Consider the following 15717-nt stretch of genomic DNA (forward strand, 5'->3'; position numbering starts at 1 on the left):
CGGCCAGTCTAGCGGGCCGCGCAGTGTTGCAGGCGGATGTTGCACAGGGGAGCGCAGCCTGCAGGAGCGAGCAGGCTGCGCTCCCACGAGTTCTGCCTGCGTGGGGCAAGGCAGGTTTGGGTGTTCCCGCGAGGAATAGGTACAGTGGCGTCCCTTTCACCGGACGAGAGTTGGCAAGATGGTCACCTGTTACCTGCGCTACGTGCTGGACCCCTACAAGCTCAAGGAATTCGAACACTACGGCCGACTGTGGATCCCGCTGGTGGAACGCTTCGGCGGCCAGCACCACGGCTACTTCCTGCCCTCCGAGGGGGCGAACGACATTGCCCTGGCGATGTTCACCTTCCCCAGCCTGGCCGACTACGAGCGCTACCGGCAGCGGTCCATGGACGACCCCGAGTGCCAGGCCGCGTTCCGCTACGCCGAGGAAACCCGCTGCATCCTCAGCTATGAGCGGAGTTTCTTCCGACCGGTGTTCGGCGACTGATCAGCGCTGCGCCGTCGCTTCCCCATTCCAGCCACCGCCGAGGGCTCGGAACAGGTCCACCAGCGCAATCTGCCGCTGGGTGCTGGTCTCGATGTAGGCCGACTCGTTGACGAAGTTGCTGCGCTGCGCGTCGAGGTAGCGCAGGTGGCTGTCCACGCCGCCTTCGTAGCGCGCCTTGGCCAGCTTCAGCGTCTCGTTGGTGGTGTTGGCCAGCGCGCGGCGCGCCGCTTCCTCGCGGCGCAGGGTGTCGGTCGCCGCGAGCGCGTCGGCGACTTCGCGGAACGCCGTCTGGATGGTGCCTTCGTAGGCGGCCACGGCGGAGTCCTTGCGCACCTTGGCCAGGTCGAGGTTGGCGCTGTTGCGGCCGGCATCGAAGATCGGCAGCGACAGCGTCGGCACGAAGCTCCACGACCGCGAGCCGCCGTCGAACAACCCGGACATTTCCGCACTGGACGTGCCGAAGCTGCCGGTCAGGCTGATGCGCGGGAAGAACGCCGCGCGGGCCGCGCCGATGTCGGCGTTGCGCGCCTTGAGCACGTGCTCCGCGGCGAGGATGTCCGGGCGCCGCTCGATCAGTTCCGAGGGGGTGCCGGGGGCGATGTCCTGGATCAGCATGGGCTTGTCCTGGGGCAGCTGCGGGATGCGCTTGGCCGCATCGGCGGTACCGAGCAGCAGCACCAGGGCATTGAGCGCCTGCTGCTTCTGCCGGGCATTGCTTTCCAGCTCGGCGCGGGACTGCTCGACCAGCCCCAGCGCCTCCTGGTAGTCCAGCGCGGTGGCCGCACCCGCCGAGCGCCGCTGGCTGATCAGGCCGAGGGAATCCTCGCGGCTGGCCAGGGTCTGCTCGGTGAGCTGCAGGCGGCGTTGCGCACCGTCATAGGTGAGATAGGCCTGGCTGACCTCGGCGATCAGTGCGATGCGCGCGCTGCGGGCGGCCGCCTCGGTGGAGAGGTATTGCTCCAGCGCGGCGTCGGTCAGGCTCTTCACCCGGCCGAACAGGTCCAGCTCGTACTCGGGCAGCGCGAGGCCGACCTGATAGCTGCTGCTCACCGCCGAACTGCCGGTGTTGGACAGATCACCCGGCAGCCGCTGGCGATTGCCGTTGGCCGCGGCGTTCAGCCCCGGCACGCGGTCGGCGCGCTGGATGCGGTATTGCGCACGGGCCTGTTCGATGTCCAGCAGGGTCTGGCGCAGCGAGCGGTTGTTGTCCAGGGCGACGCCCACCAGATTGCGCAGCTCGCTGTCGACGATGAAGGTCTGCCAGTCGAGGTTGCTGGCGGCCTGGCCGGTCTTCGCGGCGGGGCTGTTCCAGCTCGACGCCACCGGTGCTTCGGGGCGTTCGTAGGTGGTCGCCATCGAGCAGCCGGCCAGGCTCAGCGCCAGCAGCAAGGTGCAGGCGGGTTTATGCAGGGCGGTCATTGCGCGACCTCCGACGGTTGTTGCGCAGGTTTGGGTTGGCGACGCAGCAGCGACAGCAGCCAGACGAAGCAGATGGGCACGAAGATCACCCCCAGCAGCGTGGCGCTGAGCATTCCGCCGATCACCCCGGTGCCGATGGCGCGCTGGCTGGCGGCGCCGGCTCCGCTGGCGAGTACCAGCGGCACCACGCCGAGGATGAAGGCCATGGAGGTCATGATGATCGGGCGGAAGCGCAGGCGCGCGGCCTGGATGGCGGCGTCGCGCAGGCTGTGGCCCTGTTCCCAGAGCTCCTTGGCGAATTCGACGATGAGGATCGCGTTCTTCGCCGCGAGGCCGATAACAGTGATCAGGCCGACCTTGAAGTACACGTCGTTGGGCAACCCGGTGACCGTCACCGCCAATACCGCGCCGAGGGCGCCGATGGGCACGATGAGCATCACCGACAGCGGGATCGCCCAGCTCTCGTAGAGCGCCACCAGCAGCAGGAACACGACGAGGATGGCGAGGGCGAACAGCTGGCTGGCCTGGCCGCTGGCGACCTTCTCCTGATAGGACAGGCCGGTCCACTCGTAGCCGATGCCGGCCGGCAGCTCGGAGGCCAGGCGTTGCATCTCGGCCATGGCTTCGCCGGTACTCACCCCCGGTGCGGCGTCGCCGGCGATACGGATCGACGGGTAACCGTTGTAGCGCGCCAGCTGCACCGGGCCTTCTTCCCAGCGGGTGCTGACGAAGGCGGACAGCGGCACCAGCTCGCCGCTGGTATTGGGCACATAGAGTTTGAGCACGGCTTCCGGGGTCATCCGGTCACCCTGTTCGGCCTGCACCACCACGCGTTGCTGGCGGCCGGCGTTGGCGAAGTCGTTGATCACCGAGGAGCCGAAGGCGGTGGACAGCGCACTGCTGATGGACTCGAAGCTGACGCCCAGGGTGCGTGCCTTCTCGCGGTCGATTTCGACGCGCAGCTGGGGTGCCTCGGCGAGGCCTTCCATCATCGCGTAGAGGATCTTCGGGTTGCCGTTGGCCTGTCCGAGCAACTGGTCGCGGGCCGCCAGCAGTGCCTCGCGGCCGAGGCCGGCGCGGTCCTGCAGGCGCAGCGAGAAGCCACCGGAGTTGCCCAGGCCGTCGATCGGCGGCGGCGTCACGGCCATGATCGTGCCGTCGCTGATACCGGCGAAGCGCTCGTTCACCGCGGCGGTTTCCGCTTCGGCGGACTGCGACTTGTCGCGCACGGACCAGTCCTTCAGGGTCGGGAAGGCCAGCGCGGCGTTCTCGCCCATGCCGGAGAAGCTGAAGCCCATCACCAGGAAGGACGAGGCCACGGCCTCACGCGAAGCGAGGAACTTCTCCAGCTCCTGGCCGGTGACGTCGGCCCGCGCGCGGGTGGCGCCCGGCGGCAGCTGGATGTCGACGATCATGTAGCCCTGGTCTTCCACCGGCACGAAGGATTCCGGCAGGCGCAGGTAGCTGTAGCCGAGCAGGGCGAGGATGCCGGCGTAGATCAGCATGTAGCGCCCGGCGCGTTTCACCAGCGCACTGTTGAGCCGCGTGTAGCGCTCGGTCAGGCGCGTGAAGCCACGGTTGAAGGCGCCGAAGAAGCCGCGCTTCTCGTGATGGCCCGCCGGAATCGGCTTGAGCAGCGTGGCGCACAGCGCCGGGGTGAAGGTCAGGGCGAGGAAGCCGGAGAACAGGATCGACACCGCCAGCGACAGGGAGAACTGCTGGTAGATGACGCCCACCGAGCCGCCCATGAAGGCCAGTGGCAGGAACACCGCCGAGAGCACCAGGGTGATGCCGATGATCGCGCCGGAGACCTGGCCCATCGCCTTGACCGTGGCCTTCGCCGGGGACAGGCCTTCCTCGGCCATGATCCGCTCGACGTTCTCCACCACCACAATGGCGTCGTCCACCAGGATGCCGATGGCCAGCACCATGCCGAACATGGTCATCATGTTCACCGAGAAGCCCAGCAGGTACATCATCGTCAGCGTGCCCAGCAGGCACACCGGCACGACGATGGCCGGGATCAGCGTGTAGCGCACGTTCTGCAGGAACAGGAACATCACCAGGAACACCAGCACCATGGCTTCGAGCAGGGTGTGGATGACCTTCTCGATGGCCACGTCGACGAAGCGCGAGGTGTCGTAGGGCACCGAGTACTCGACGTCGTCGGGGAAGTTCGCCGACAGCTCGGCCAGGCGCTCCTTCACCAGGGCGGCGGTCTGCAGGGCGTTGGCGCCGGGGGAGAGCTGGATGGCGCCGGCCACGGTGGGTTTGCCGTCCAGGCGAGCGGTGAAGTTGTAGCTTTCGCTGCCGACTTCCAGGCGCGCCACGTCGGCCAGCTTCACGCTGGAGCCGTCCGGATTGGCGCGCAGGACGATGCGGCCGAACTCCGCCGGGTCGTCCAGGGTGCCTTTCACGGCGAGGGTGGCGGTCAGCTCCTGCTCGGTGCTGCCGGGGGAAGCGCCGAAGCTGCCGGCCGGTACCTGCACGTTCTGCCCGCGAATGGCGTTGCCCACGTCATCGATGGACAGGCCGTAGCCGACCAGCTTCTGCGGGTCGATCCACACGCGCATGGCGGCTTCGGAGGAGAAGAACTGCAGCTTGCCGACGCCCTGGACGCGACGCAGCTCGTTGTTGATGTTGCGCGCGGCGTAGTCGCCCAGGGCGGTGGTATCGGTGCGCTGCGAGCCTTCCTTGTAATTCAGCGCGTAGATCAGCAGGAAGCCGGCGCTGGTCTGCTCGACCTCCAGCCCCTGTGTGAGCACGGCCTGGGGCATGCGTGCCTCGGCCTTCTTCAGGCGGTTCTGCACGTCGACCTGGGCCAGCTCGGGATTAGTGCCGGGCTGGAAGGTGACCACCACTTCGGCCATGCCGTTGGAGTTGCTGGTGGATTCGAAGTAGAGCAGGCCCTTGGCGCCGTTGAGCTCCTCCTCGATCACGCTGGTGACCGAGTCCACCAGCACCTGCGCCGAGGCGCCGGGGTAGGTGGCGGTGACGGTGATCTGCGGCGGCGCCACGCTGGGGTATTGCGCTACCGGCAGCAGCGGAATCGCCAGCAGGCCGGCCAGGGAAATGAACAGCGCCACCACCCACGCGAAGTTGGGGCGCTTGATGAAGAACAGTGACATGGGGAGTTCCTCGGCGCTGCCTTACTGGCGCGACGCCTGCTGTTGCTCAGGGGCGTGACGGGCCTCGACCTTGGCGCCGGGCTGCAGGCCGGTCAGGCCGCCGACTATCACCTGGTCGCCGCTGGCCAGGCCCTGGCTGATCTGCCATCGCGCGCCCTGCATGGCGCCGGTCTGTACCGGGCGCGTCTCGACACGGTTCTCGGCGCCGATCACCAGCACGTGGGCGGTACCATCGGTGGCGCGCTGCACGGCGCGCTGCGGCACGAGAATGGCCTTGGCGTCGGTACCCTGTGGGGCGGTGACGCGCACGTACATGCCGGGCAGCAGCAGGCCGTCGGCGTTGTCGAACTTGCCGCGCAGCGAAACCTGGCCGGTGCCGCGATCCACCGAGATATCGGTGAACAGCAGTTCGCCCTGGCGCTCGTACTGCGTGCCTTCCACGCGCAGGCTCAGCGCCTGGCTCTGGCCGGCGGGGAGGTTGCCGCTCTTCAGCGCTTCACGCAGGCGCAGGGCGTCGGCCACCGGCTGGGTGAAGTCGGCATAGATCGGGTCGAGTTGCTGGATACGCGCCATCAGCGTGGCGTCACCCTGGCCGACCAGCGCCCCTTCGGTCACCAGCGCGCGGCCGATACGCCCGGAGATCGGCGCCTTGACCGAGGCATAGCCCAGGTTCAAGCGCGCGGTTTCCAGGTCGGCCTGGGCCGAGCACACGGACGCCTGGGCACTGCGCAGGTCGGCGGTGGCGGTGTCGAAGTCCTGCTGGCTGACCGCTTCGATCTTCACCAGCGGCTCGTAGCGCTTCACCCGTGCCTGGGCTTCCTGCTGCGCGGCCTGGGCTCGCGCCAGTTCGCCTTCGGCGCGGGACACAGCGGCCTTCAGCGGCGCCGGGTCGATCTGGAACAGCAGGTCACCGGCCTTGACGTCGGCGCCTTCCTCGAAGCGCTTCTGCACCACGATGCCCGCCACCCGCGCCCGCACTTCAGCAACGCGCATCGGTTCGATGCGCCCGGGCAATTCGGCCGTCAGGGTGAGGGCTTCGGGCGCGACTGCCACCACGTCCACTGGCCTTGCCGTCTCGGCGGCCGCCTGAGGTTCGCCGGATTGTCCGCAACCCGCCAGCGCCAGCGCTGCCACCAACGCACTGATTGTCCCTACTGCACGCAACCTGCCCATGATTCACCCGGGTCTGTCTATCTGGAAGGTGCGTATGATCCTTTTAAACTCAAAATGAGTCAATAATGTCTCATTTGCTTCTGTGGTGTATAAAATGTGTCATGACCTTTCAAAAGAGAGGTCTTTTTCTGCACAATGAGACGATCCGCCACCTGACAAGAGGCCCCGAATGACTCTCTCCGCCCACGATGAACGTCTGCTCAAGGCGCTGGCTGTTGCCATCGTCGACCGCCCCAGGGCGACGCTGAAGGAGCTGGCGGAGTCGGCGGGGGTGAGCAAGGCGACGCTGCATCGCTTCTGCGGCACCCGCGACGGGCTGATGGAAATGCTCGAGGACTATGGGCACGTGGTGATCCGGCAGATTCTCGAAGCTGCCCAGCTGCAGCAGGCCGAACCCCTGGAGGCGCTGCGGCAGTTGATCGCCGAGCACCTCAAACATCGCGATATGCTCAACTTCCTGCTGTTCCAGTACCGCGCGGAAAACCTCGACATGCAGGCGACGACCGAACGCTGGAGCTACTACACGGAGGCGGTGGACGCCTTCTTCCTGCGCGGTCAGCAGAGTGGCAGGTTCCGTATCGACATCACTGCGGCGGTGTTCACCGAACTCTTCCTCTCCATGCTCTACGGCATGGTCGACGCTGAGCGCTACGGCCGCGCGGCCAGCTCGAGTTCCGCCCAGGTACTGGAGCAACTGTTCCTCAATGGCGCCTTGGTGAAGCCATGAACTGAGGCCGCACCGCGGCCGGAAGAGCGCGGGAGCGGTGGCCGGGCAGGGCGGTTTTCCGTACCATTGCCGGCCCTTCGAAGTCCCCGTTCCGAGTAGATAAATGAAACCCGCCCGCCTGCGTGCCGATGTCCTGGCCGGACTCACCACGTCCTTCGCGCTGGTGCCCGAGTGCATCGCCTTTGCCCTGGTCGCCCACCTCAACCCGCTGATGGGGCTGTACGGCGCCTTCATCCTCTGCACCCTGACCGCGCTGTTCGGCGGCCGTCCCGGCATGGTCTCCGGCGCTGCGGGCTCGATGGCGGTGGTAATCGTTGCGCTGGTAGTGCAGCACGGCGTGCAGTACCTGCTGGCCACGGTGCTGCTGGGCGGGGTGATCATGATCCTGTTCGGAGCGCTGCGCCTGGGCAAGCTGGTGCGCATGGTGCCGCACCCGGTCATGCTCGGCTTCGTCAACGGCCTGGCCATCGTCATCGCCCTGGCGCAACTGGAGCATTTCAAGGACGGCGAGCATTGGCTGAGCGGTAATCCGCTCTACGTGATGCTGGGCCTGGTGGTGCTGACCATGGCGGTGGTCTATCTGCTGCCGAAGCTGACCCGCGCTGTGCCGCCGGCGCTGGTGGCGATCCTCGGCGTGGGCCTGCTGGTCTACCTGCTTGGCCTGCCGACGCGCACCCTGGGCGACATGGCGCACATCGCCGGCGGCCTGCCGACGTTCGCGCTGCCGGACATCCCCTGGAACCTGGAAACCCTCCGGATCATCGCGCCCTATGCCTTCCTGATGGCCATGGTCGGCATCCTGGAAACGCTGCTGACCCTCAACCTCACCGACGAGATCACCGAGAGCCGCGGCTTCCCGGACCGCGAGTGTGTGGCGCTCGGCGGCGCCAATATCGTTTCCGGGTTGTTCGGCGGCATGGGCGGCTGCGCCATGATCGGCCAGACGGTGATCAACCTCAGCTCCGGTGGTCGTGGCCGGCTCTCCGGCGTGGTTGCCGGGGGTATGATCCTGCTGTTCGTGCTGTTCCTCTCGCCGCTGATCGAGCGGATTCCGCTGGCGGCGCTGGTGGGCGTGATGTTCGTGGTGTCCCAGCAGACCTTCGCCTGGGCCTCGCTGCGGGTACTGAACAAGGTGCCGCTGAGCGATGTGCTGGTGATCATCGCGGTGACCGCGATCACCGTGGCAACGGACCTCGCCATGGCGGTGTTCTGCGGCATCATCCTGGCGGCGCTGGACTTCGCCTGGAAGCATGCCCGCGAGCTGTACGCGGATATCCATGACGAATCGGATGGCAGCAAGCTGTACCGCGTCCACGGCACGCTGTTCTTTGCCTCCACCACGCCCTTCCTCAACCAGTTCGACCCGGCGGGCGACCCGCAGCAGGTCACCCTGGACTGCGCGCACCTGAGCTTCGTCGACTACTCGGCCATCGCGGCGCTGATGACCCTGCGCGAGCGCTACGCCAAGGCCGGCAAGCAATTGCGCGTGGTGCACCTGTCCGAGCGCTGCAAGCAACTGCTCAAGCGGGCGGGTCTGCAGGCCGCCTGAGTGCAGGGGGAACAGGCTGTTCGCTGTGCATGTGCTGTGGGGGGATTGCCGTGGAAGGCAGCTTCGCGCTGAATCGGTGATCCAGGAGGTGTAGGACCGCGCTCGCTGCGGCAAGGAGCGTCAGGCGGATCCGCCGCTGAGCTTTTCCCAGACGTATTCGAGCGTGTCGGCATCCAGCATGAGCTGGCGGGCGGCGCACCGGATGCGTCTTGCCTGCTCGGCGCTGACGCTGCAGCTGCTCAATTCGCAGAGCAACTCGGCGGCGACTTCATTGTTGAAGGCGGTGGTGCGTACGGCGCGCAGCACGTCGCAGTTCAGGTTTCGCATGGGGGCTCCGATAGGTGGTGGGTCAGTGTCGGGGAGCGCTTCACCCGCAGGGGGCTCGGTTCAGCGTTTCACCTCGATGACGAGGATGCCTTCGGAGCTGCGGACTTCGCCATCGAAGGATTTCGGACCTGTGACGACTGCTGCGGGGGCTGATCAGCTGCTGCACATGAATGTGGCAAGCAGGCGAGCCGCCAGGTACAGGCCGAGCCCGAAGATCAGGTGAGTCAGCAAACTGTGCAGGCGGGCTTTGGCAGGATTGGAACTGTTAGCCGCGGCGATACCCAGGCCGAGTGCTGGCTGCATCAGCAGGAATGGCATGAGCACCGTCACCAGACCGAACAGCAGGGCGGGCATCAACACAGGTTCACAAATCCAGGGGGTGTCGAGGATGACGAGGGCCAGTGCGAAAAGGATGCCGGTCAGGTAGTGGGTGATCCATCCCAGCGCCCGCTCACCGCGCACGGGGGCCGCCCTGCCGATGGCGGCGTGGCGGAACTGCCCGCGCGGCATATGGCCGACCCAGCGGCCGACCAGCGCATAGTCCAGCGACGGTATGCCCAGCAGGCGCTTGCGCAGGATGCTCCAGCCGTCCATCAGCAGGGTGGCGCCGATGCCGATGGCGGCGATGTGCAGCAGGGTAAAGAGGGAGTAAGGCATGCGGGGCTCCTTGAGCGAGTCGATGGAGCCCAGCATCCCGGTTCAAGTGGACTTGAGGTCAAGGGCCGGCGGTGGGGCGATTGCCCAGCGAAGATCCGATCACGTAGAACACCCCGCCGCCAATGATGAAGGCGCCGAGCATGACGAACACCCAGTGCGGGGCGAACAGTGCCAGGAACCAGCCCACCAGGATCGGCCCGAAGGCGCCGCCGAGGTTGGCCAGGTTCTGCGTACCGTAGTAGATGCCGCGCAGGTGCGGCGGGGCGATGCGGTCGATGAACATGTACTCGGCGGGGATCACGATGATTTCGCCCAGGGTGAACACCACCATCGCCAGCCCCCAGTGCCAGAGGCTGTGGGAAAGACCAAAGCCGATGATGCCGAGCACGAACAATCCCAGGCCGACGATCAGCCAGCGCTGCAGGTGCTCGTTGCCGATGCGCTTGCCCAGCAGGTACTGCAGGGCGATCACCGTCACCGCGTTCACCCCGAGCAGGGTCTGGATCACCTGGTAGGCGTATTCCGCCGTTCCGGTGGCCACCAGGTACTGGGACAGGTAGGCGGAGAACTGGCCGAACACCACGGCGGTGAGCACGCCGCCGATGGTGAACGACATCAGCCGCTGGTCCTTCGCCAGCACCCCCATCACGGCAATGAAGGACGGCGGCGCCGTCCCTTGCGCCGGGCGCATGCTGCGGTCGCCGTAGCGCAGGAAGGCCAGCAGGAAAAGGCCGCCCAGGGCTGCGGAGACGACGAAGGGAACATGCGTGTGCCACTGCGCCAGTGCCGCGCCGATGAAGGGGCCTATGGCATAGGCGAGGTTGATCAGCGTGTAGCGGACGGAGAAGGCGCGGCCTTGTTCTCCGGCTGGCAGCAGGCGGCCGAAGAGGGTCTTCACCACCACGTCGGTGACCGAGTAGGCGAAGTTGAAGCCCAGCAGGAACAGGAAGAACAGCCACAGCTGGCTGGTCAGCAGCATGCCGGCGAAGGCGGCGACGAAACAGCTGCCGAAGCCGAGGATCAGGCGAAAGCCGGGCATCCGGTCGATCAGGAAGCCGCCATAGAGGCTGAGCAGCGAGCCGCCGAATAATGCGCCACCCATGATCAGGCCGATGCGGTTGACCGGCAGGCCGAACTGGGTGGAGAGATAGATGACCAGGTAGGGCAGGGTGATGGCCCGGCCCATGGTCAGCAGGAAGGTGCCGCCGAGCAGCAGGTTGATCTGTAGCGGGTAACGCTTGAGGGCGACGAGCATTCCATGCCTCGGCTGTCGATAGGGGCGGGTGGGCTCCCGATCCTATCAGCACCAGCTTGGTGCATGGCAAGCGCCGGCGGCTCTGGCGAGCCCCCGGCGTGCCCGCTGGGTCAGCTGCTGCCCTTCTGCCTGGCGCGCAGTGCCTTGACTGTCTCGCCACCCACGCCCCAGCTGTCGGTGGGGATTTCCTGGATCACCACGAAGGTGCTCGCGGCCGGCTTGCGCAGCACGCGTTCCAGCAGTTCGGTGACGCCTTCGATGAGTTGGCGACGTTCATCGGCGGTCACGCCTTCGTCGGTTACCTGGATATTCACATAGGGCATGTTGGTTCTCCGTTGTTGTTCGCGACGGGGCTGCTTACCAGACCCCAGTGGTGGAGCCGCCATCGACGTTGAGCACGGCGCCGCTGACGAAGGTCGAGTCGGTGAGGTAGAGCACCGCTTCGACGATATCCTGCGGATTGCCGATCTGGCCACTGGGCGACAGGCTGCGCAGGAAGGCGTGGGTGCCTTCATCGCTGGCGTGCAGCGGCGTCTCGATGATCCCCGGCGCCACGGCGTTGACCTGCACCCGGGACGCCGCCAGCTCAAGAGCCAGGCCGCGCACCGCGCTGTTCAGGCCACCCTTGATCAATACCGGCAGCAAGGCCGGGACCTTCACGTTGGGCTGCATGGCGATGGACGCGGTGATGGTGACGATGTGCCCGGAACCATTGGCCGACATATGCCGGGCGGCCGCCTGGGAAGGGTAGAAGAAGCCCATCAGGTTGGTGCCGACGATGGCGTTGACCTCTTCCTCAGTGTAATCAATGACGGGTTTGGGGATGAAGATGCCGGCGTTGTTGATCAGGATGTCCACTCGGCCGAAGGCTTCGATAGCCTGGGCGAACAGGCGGCTGGCGGTTTCCGGCCGGGCGATGTCGCCGGCCACAGCGAGGAAGTTGTGCGGGTTGCCCAGCTTCGCCGCGGCTTCCTCCAGGCGCGCCTGGGTGCGGGCGTTGCCGACCACGTTGTAGCCGCGTTCCAGGTAGGCGCGGGCGATAGCGAAGCCGAGGCCGCTGGAGGCGCCGGTGACGATGACGGTCTTGCTCATGGGGGAATCTCCGAGAGTGGGGCGGGGCGGAGTGCCCGCGTCTTGGAGGCCAATCTAGGCGGCATTCGCTACTTGAAAAATGAGGCCCATGGCATTTGAATTGATACTTCATGTAATCAATTGGGCAGGCCATGACTCGCCACTTCGACGATCTGCAACTGGGCAGCATCGAGCTGTTCTGCCTCGCCGCGGAAACCGGCAGCTTCACTGCCGCCGCCAACGAGGCGGGAATCACCCCGGCGGCGGTCAGCCGCTCGGTGGCGCGACTGGAGGAACGCCTGGGCGCGCGGCTGTTCGTGCGTACCACGCGGCAGATGCGCCTGACCGATGACGGCCGCAACTACTTCGAGCAATGCCGCCAGGCGCTGACCCAACTGGTGGACGCCGAGCGCGCTGTCAGCGGTGGCCAGAGCGTCGTGTCCGGGCGTCTGCGCATCAGCGTGCCCACGCCCTATGCGCACTACCGGCTGTTTCCGTTGCTGCCCGAGTTCCGCCGACGCTTCCCACAGGTGCAGGTGGATGTGCATGTCAGCAACCGCAACATCGACTTCGCCAACGAGGGCTATGACCTGGCCATCCGTGGTCGCGACCCGGCGGATTCCACCCTGGTGGCGCGGCGCCTGGAGGACGCGGAGAACGTGATCGTCGCTACGCCCGAGTACCTGGCGCACGCCGGTACGCCGCAGACACCGGAGGAACTGGTTCATCACGAGTGCATCCAGTTCGAGTTGCCCAGTACCGGGCGGCGCGTGCCCTGGTCGTTCCGGGTCGACGGCAAGCCGGTCGAGATCGAGACGTCCGGCAGTCTCACGGTGCTGGAGGATTACCTGGCTACCGCCAGCCTGGCCAAGTGCGGGGGAGGGCTGATGCAGGCCTACCGCTTCACCGTGGAGGAGGAGTTGAAGCGGGGCGAGCTGGTGGAAGTGCTGAAGGACTACGGCCGGACCACACGGCCATTCCTGCTGATCTACCCCCACGCGCGCCATGTCCCGTCGCGGGTGCGTGCATTCATCGAGTTCATGCTGGAAACGCGCCGCCGGTGAGCGCTGGAGAAACGGACGATGTGGCCGCGCCAGCGGTTGTAGTAGTCGTTTGTACGACGCATTCGCATTTACAAGTAATTTACATCTGCATACACTTTGGCTCCCCGCTGGCGCTCCACCACGCTGGCATTTGCCAACCCGAGTCATTGCGCCTTCAGAGCGCAAACCTCGCACCGAAGGATCCTTTAGCAGATGAAAGACGTAGCGTCGGGAGCGCTCCTGCTCGGTCTCTCCACCTTTGCTCTCTCCGCGGTCGCCGCCCCCGTGGTCATCGACCTGCCCAAGCAGCCCCTGGCCGCTGCCCTGGAGCAACTGCAGTCCGCAAGCGGAATGCGGATTTCCTATGATCGTGCCCAGGTCGCCAAGGTTGGCGCGCCGGCACTCAAGGGCAACATGGAGGCGGGCGAGGCGCTCGACCGTCTGCTCGCGGACAGCGGCCTGCAAGGCACGGTCGACGGCAACAGCGCCCAGGTCAGCGGCACCGTGCGCAGCAAGGCAGCGGGCAACGACAGCGTCGACCTGGGCGCGACCGAAATCGTCGGCGCCGCCAGTGTGGCGCCCGGCACCACCGAAGGTACCGGCTCCTACACCACCGGTGTGATGCAGACTTCCACCAAGCTGAACATGACCGTCCGCGAGACGCCGCAGTCGGTCAGCGTGGTCACCCGCCAGCAGATGGAAGACCAGAACATGCAGGACCTCGACGACGCGATCCGCGGCGTCACCGGGATGACCGTGCAGCAGTACGGCCCGGCGCGGGTGAGCTACGCCGCACGCGGTTTCGACGTCGACAACATCATGTACGACGGCCTGGCAACCAGCATTTCCACCTACACACAGGACGTGATTTCCGCGGCGGACCTTGCGATGTTCGACCGTGTCGAAGTGGTGCGCGGCGCCACCGGCCTGATGCAGGGCGCCGGCAACCCGGCCGCTGCCGTCAACATGGTGCGCAAGCGCCCGACCCGGGACTTCCACATGAGCCTGGAAGGCAGCGCCGGAACCTGGGACCGCTACCGCAGCCAGGTCGACGTCTCCGGCCCGCTGAACAGCGAAGGCACCCTGCGCGGCCGCGCGGTGGCCGCCTACGAGACCCGCGACAGCTTCCAGGACGTGGTCAGCGGCGAGCGCGGCGTGCTCTACGGCATCACCGAAGCCGACCTGAACCCGGACACCACCCTCACCCTGGGCGCTTCCTACCAGAACGACAACAAGAACGACAACTGGGTGGGCCTGCCGGCGCCGCTCGGCGGCCGCCACCTGGATCTCAAGCGCTCCGATTACTACGGCGCCGACTGGTCCTACTGGGATACCACTACGACCCACCTGTTCGGCGACGTGGTGCACCGCTTCGACAACGGCTGGCAGATGAAGGTCGCCGCCGACAAGTTGTGGGCGCGCATCGACATGCTCGGCCTGTACAACAGCTGCTACTACACCGAAGGCTGCCCGACCATGACCATGGGGCCGGGAAAATACGCCTACACCGACGACCACCAGAGCTACGACGCCTTCGCCAACGGCCCGTTCCAGGCTTTTGGCCGCGAGCACGAACTGGTGTTCGGCGGCAGCTACCGCGAAGAACGCTTCGACGGCCACGGCGGCTGGGGTGACCTGACCTACAACGATGGCTCGCCAATGACCCCGTTCGACCCGACGAAGTGGGACCCGGGCTCGGTGCAGAAGCCGAACATCGACATGAGCCTCTGGAACATGAAGCTCGACCAGGAGCAGAAGGGCGCCTATGTCACCACCCGCCTGAACGTCGCCGACCCACTGAAGGTCATCCTCGGCGGGCGCCTGGACTGGTACGAGGCGGACCCGCACAACGACACCGGCACCCAGAAGGTCACCCGCAACGTCACCCGCTACGCCGGCGTGGTCTACGACCTGAACGACGTGTACTCGGTCTATGCCAGCTACACCGACATCTTCAAGCCGCAGAGCAACTTCGACGCCAGCGGCAGCCTGCTCGACCCGATCACCGGCAAGAACTACGAGATCGGCCTGAAGGGCGAGCACTTCGGCGGTGCGCTGAATACCCAGCTCGCGATCTTCCAGATCGACCAGGAAAACCGCGCCACCGACGACACCAGCGGCCCCTCGCCGTGCCCCAGTTCGCCAACCTCGATCTACTGCTCGCGCGCCTCCGGCAAGGTGCGCAGCCAGGGCGTGGACATGGAAGTGAGCGGTGCCATCACCGAGAACTGGCAGGCCATGGCCGGCTACACCTACGTCGACGCCAAGTACAAGCACGACAGCAACGAGGACAACGTCGGCAAACAGTTCGACCCGAGCAAGCCGCGCCACCTGTTCAAGCTCGCCACCAGCTACACCCTGCCGGGTGAACTGCACCAATGGCGCGTCGGCGGCAACCTGGTGACCCAGAGCCAGACCGAGGACACCACCACCGGCTTCCAGCAGGGCGGCTACACGGTGACCAACGCCATGCTTGGCTACAAGGTCAACGAGAACATCGACACCCGGGTCAACTTCAACAACATCTTCGACAAGTACTATTACAGCGGGATCAGCTTCGGCAACCTGAACTACGGCGAGCCGCGCAACCTGATGTTCACGGTGAAGTACTCGATGTGATCCGCCTGGCCTGAACGGAAAAGCCCCGCATTGCGGGGCTTTTTCTTGCTTTCGGCTTACAGGCCTTCGGTGCCTTTGCAGGATGGCGTGGAGCGAAGCGATACCCATCGATTGGCCGGCAACTCCGTTGATGGGTATCGCTTCGCTCCACCCATCCTACGATTGCCTTTCCGGCAGCTCCGTAGGGCGCATAACGCGCCAGCGTTATCCGCCGCAAAGTGCCGGCGGATGACCTGTTCCAGGTTGTGCGCCCTACCTATCT

At 66.1% G+C, this 15717-nt stretch carries 13 protein-coding genes; 5 read left to right on the forward strand and 8 right to left on the reverse strand.

From position 1 onward, the window contains the following. Positions 1-178: 178 nt before the first annotated feature. Positions 179-487, forward strand: coding sequence for an NIPSNAP family protein (locus tag GJV37_RS11410; RefSeq protein WP_024765778.1), 309 nt, complete (start codon positions 179-181; stop codon positions 485-487). Here the strand turns inward: GJV37_RS11410 and GJV37_RS11415 are convergent, their stop codons facing one another. From GJV37_RS11415 to GJV37_RS11425, 3 genes are read right to left on the reverse strand one after another with little or no spacing between them, the layout of a single operon-like run. Continuing rightward, a complete protein-coding gene (locus tag GJV37_RS11415; protein ID WP_193452486.1) occupies positions 488-1906 on the reverse strand; it encodes an efflux transporter outer membrane subunit in 1419 nt (472 codons plus the stop codon). Continuing rightward, the gene (locus tag GJV37_RS11420; RefSeq protein WP_193452487.1) at positions 1903-5034 is read right to left on the reverse strand and encodes an efflux RND transporter permease subunit; all 3132 of its coding nucleotides are present in this window, start codon (positions 5032-5034) and stop codon (positions 1903-1905) included. The genes GJV37_RS11415 and GJV37_RS11420 overlap by 4 nt, the downstream gene beginning before the upstream one ends. 21 nt (positions 5035-5055) lie before the next feature. After that, a complete protein-coding gene (locus GJV37_RS11425; protein ID WP_193452488.1) occupies positions 5056-6207 on the reverse strand; it encodes a MexC family multidrug efflux RND transporter periplasmic adaptor subunit in 1152 nt (383 codons plus the stop codon). 169 nt (positions 6208-6376) lie between these two features. On the opposite strand from GJV37_RS11425, the gene GJV37_RS11430 reads away from it, so the two are divergent. Together GJV37_RS11430 and GJV37_RS11435 are read left to right on the forward strand one after the other, a co-directional pair. Beyond that, complete coding sequence (locus GJV37_RS11430) at positions 6377-6934, forward strand: TetR/AcrR family transcriptional regulator (protein ID WP_024765782.1); 558 nt, start codon at positions 6377-6379, stop codon at positions 6932-6934. 103 nt (positions 6935-7037) lie between these two features. Then, on the forward strand, positions 7038-8483 hold the full coding sequence (locus tag GJV37_RS11435; RefSeq protein WP_084357773.1) for a SulP family inorganic anion transporter: 1446 nt from the start codon (positions 7038-7040) through the stop codon (positions 8481-8483). Positions 8484-8603: 120 nt separating this feature from the next. Here the strand turns inward: GJV37_RS11435 and GJV37_RS11440 are convergent, their stop codons facing one another. From GJV37_RS11440 to GJV37_RS11460, 5 genes are all read right to left on the reverse strand, one after another. After that, positions 8604-8810 carry a hypothetical protein gene (locus GJV37_RS11440; protein WP_065084062.1) on the reverse strand — a complete coding sequence of 69 codons (207 nt, stop codon included), beginning with the start codon at positions 8808-8810 and terminating at the stop codon, positions 8604-8606. A gap of 153 nt (positions 8811-8963) precedes the next feature. Then, the gene (locus tag GJV37_RS11445; protein WP_193452489.1) at positions 8964-9467 is read right to left on the reverse strand and encodes a DUF2938 domain-containing protein; all 504 of its coding nucleotides are present in this window, start codon (positions 9465-9467) and stop codon (positions 8964-8966) included. Positions 9468-9525: 58 nt separating this feature from the next. After that, entirely contained in the window at positions 9526-10722 is a 1197-nt protein-coding gene (locus GJV37_RS11450) for an MFS transporter (RefSeq protein WP_024765786.1), read from the reverse strand. 110 nt (positions 10723-10832) lie between these two features. Further along, on the reverse strand, positions 10833-11045 hold the full coding sequence (locus GJV37_RS11455; RefSeq protein ID WP_024765787.1) for a tautomerase family protein: 213 nt from the start codon (positions 11043-11045) through the stop codon (positions 10833-10835). A 34-nt stretch (positions 11046-11079) separates the two neighbouring features. Beyond that, entirely contained in the window at positions 11080-11814 is a 735-nt protein-coding gene (locus tag GJV37_RS11460) for an SDR family NAD(P)-dependent oxidoreductase (protein ID WP_024765788.1), read from the reverse strand. A gap of 131 nt (positions 11815-11945) precedes the next feature. Between GJV37_RS11460 and GJV37_RS11465 the strand changes: the two genes are divergently transcribed. Together GJV37_RS11465 and GJV37_RS11470 are read left to right on the forward strand one after the other, a co-directional pair. Then, positions 11946-12857: a LysR family transcriptional regulator gene (locus GJV37_RS11465; protein ID WP_084357776.1), complete on the forward strand. Its 912-nt coding sequence runs from the start codon at positions 11946-11948 to the stop codon at positions 12855-12857. 192 nt (positions 12858-13049) lie between these two features. Beyond that, positions 13050-15455, forward strand: coding sequence for a TonB-dependent siderophore receptor (locus GJV37_RS11470; RefSeq protein ID WP_193452490.1), 2406 nt, complete (start codon positions 13050-13052; stop codon positions 15453-15455). The last annotated feature ends 262 nt before the right edge of the window (positions 15456-15717 follow it).

The sequence above is a fragment of the Pseudomonas nitroreducens genome (assembly GCF_010994165.1).
Lineage (GTDB): Bacteria > Pseudomonadota > Gammaproteobacteria > Pseudomonadales > Pseudomonadaceae > Pseudomonas > Pseudomonas nitroreducens.

Excerpts from the sequence above, each read along its gene's own strand:
- GJV37_RS11410 (WP_024765778.1), top strand. The coding sequence starts at position 179 with ATGGTCACCTGTTACCTGCGCTACGTGCTGGACCCCTACAAGCTCAAG.
- GJV37_RS11415 (WP_193452486.1), bottom strand. The coding sequence starts at position 1,906 with ATGACCGCCCTGCATAAACCCGCCTGCACCTTGCTGCTGGCGCTGAGC.
- GJV37_RS11420 (WP_193452487.1), bottom strand. The coding sequence starts at position 5,034 with ATGTCACTGTTCTTCATCAAGCGCCCCAACTTCGCGTGGGTGGTGGCG.
- GJV37_RS11425 (WP_193452488.1), bottom strand. The coding sequence starts at position 6,207 with ATGGGCAGGTTGCGTGCAGTAGGGACAATCAGTGCGTTGGTGGCAGCG.
- GJV37_RS11430 (WP_024765782.1), top strand. The coding sequence starts at position 6,377 with ATGACTCTCTCCGCCCACGATGAACGTCTGCTCAAGGCGCTGGCTGTT.
- GJV37_RS11435 (WP_084357773.1), top strand. The coding sequence starts at position 7,038 with ATGAAACCCGCCCGCCTGCGTGCCGATGTCCTGGCCGGACTCACCACG.
- GJV37_RS11440 (WP_065084062.1), bottom strand. The coding sequence starts at position 8,810 with ATGCGAAACCTGAACTGCGACGTGCTGCGCGCCGTACGCACCACCGCC.
- GJV37_RS11445 (WP_193452489.1), bottom strand. The coding sequence starts at position 9,467 with ATGCCTTACTCCCTCTTTACCCTGCTGCACATCGCCGCCATCGGCATC.
- GJV37_RS11450 (WP_024765786.1), bottom strand. The coding sequence starts at position 10,722 with ATGCTCGTCGCCCTCAAGCGTTACCCGCTACAGATCAACCTGCTGCTC.
- GJV37_RS11455 (WP_024765787.1), bottom strand. The coding sequence starts at position 11,045 with ATGCCCTATGTGAATATCCAGGTAACCGACGAAGGCGTGACCGCCGAT.
- GJV37_RS11460 (WP_024765788.1), bottom strand. The coding sequence starts at position 11,814 with ATGAGCAAGACCGTCATCGTCACCGGCGCCTCCAGCGGCCTCGGCTTC.
- GJV37_RS11465 (WP_084357776.1), top strand. The coding sequence starts at position 11,946 with ATGACTCGCCACTTCGACGATCTGCAACTGGGCAGCATCGAGCTGTTC.
- GJV37_RS11470 (WP_193452490.1), top strand. The coding sequence starts at position 13,050 with ATGAAAGACGTAGCGTCGGGAGCGCTCCTGCTCGGTCTCTCCACCTTT.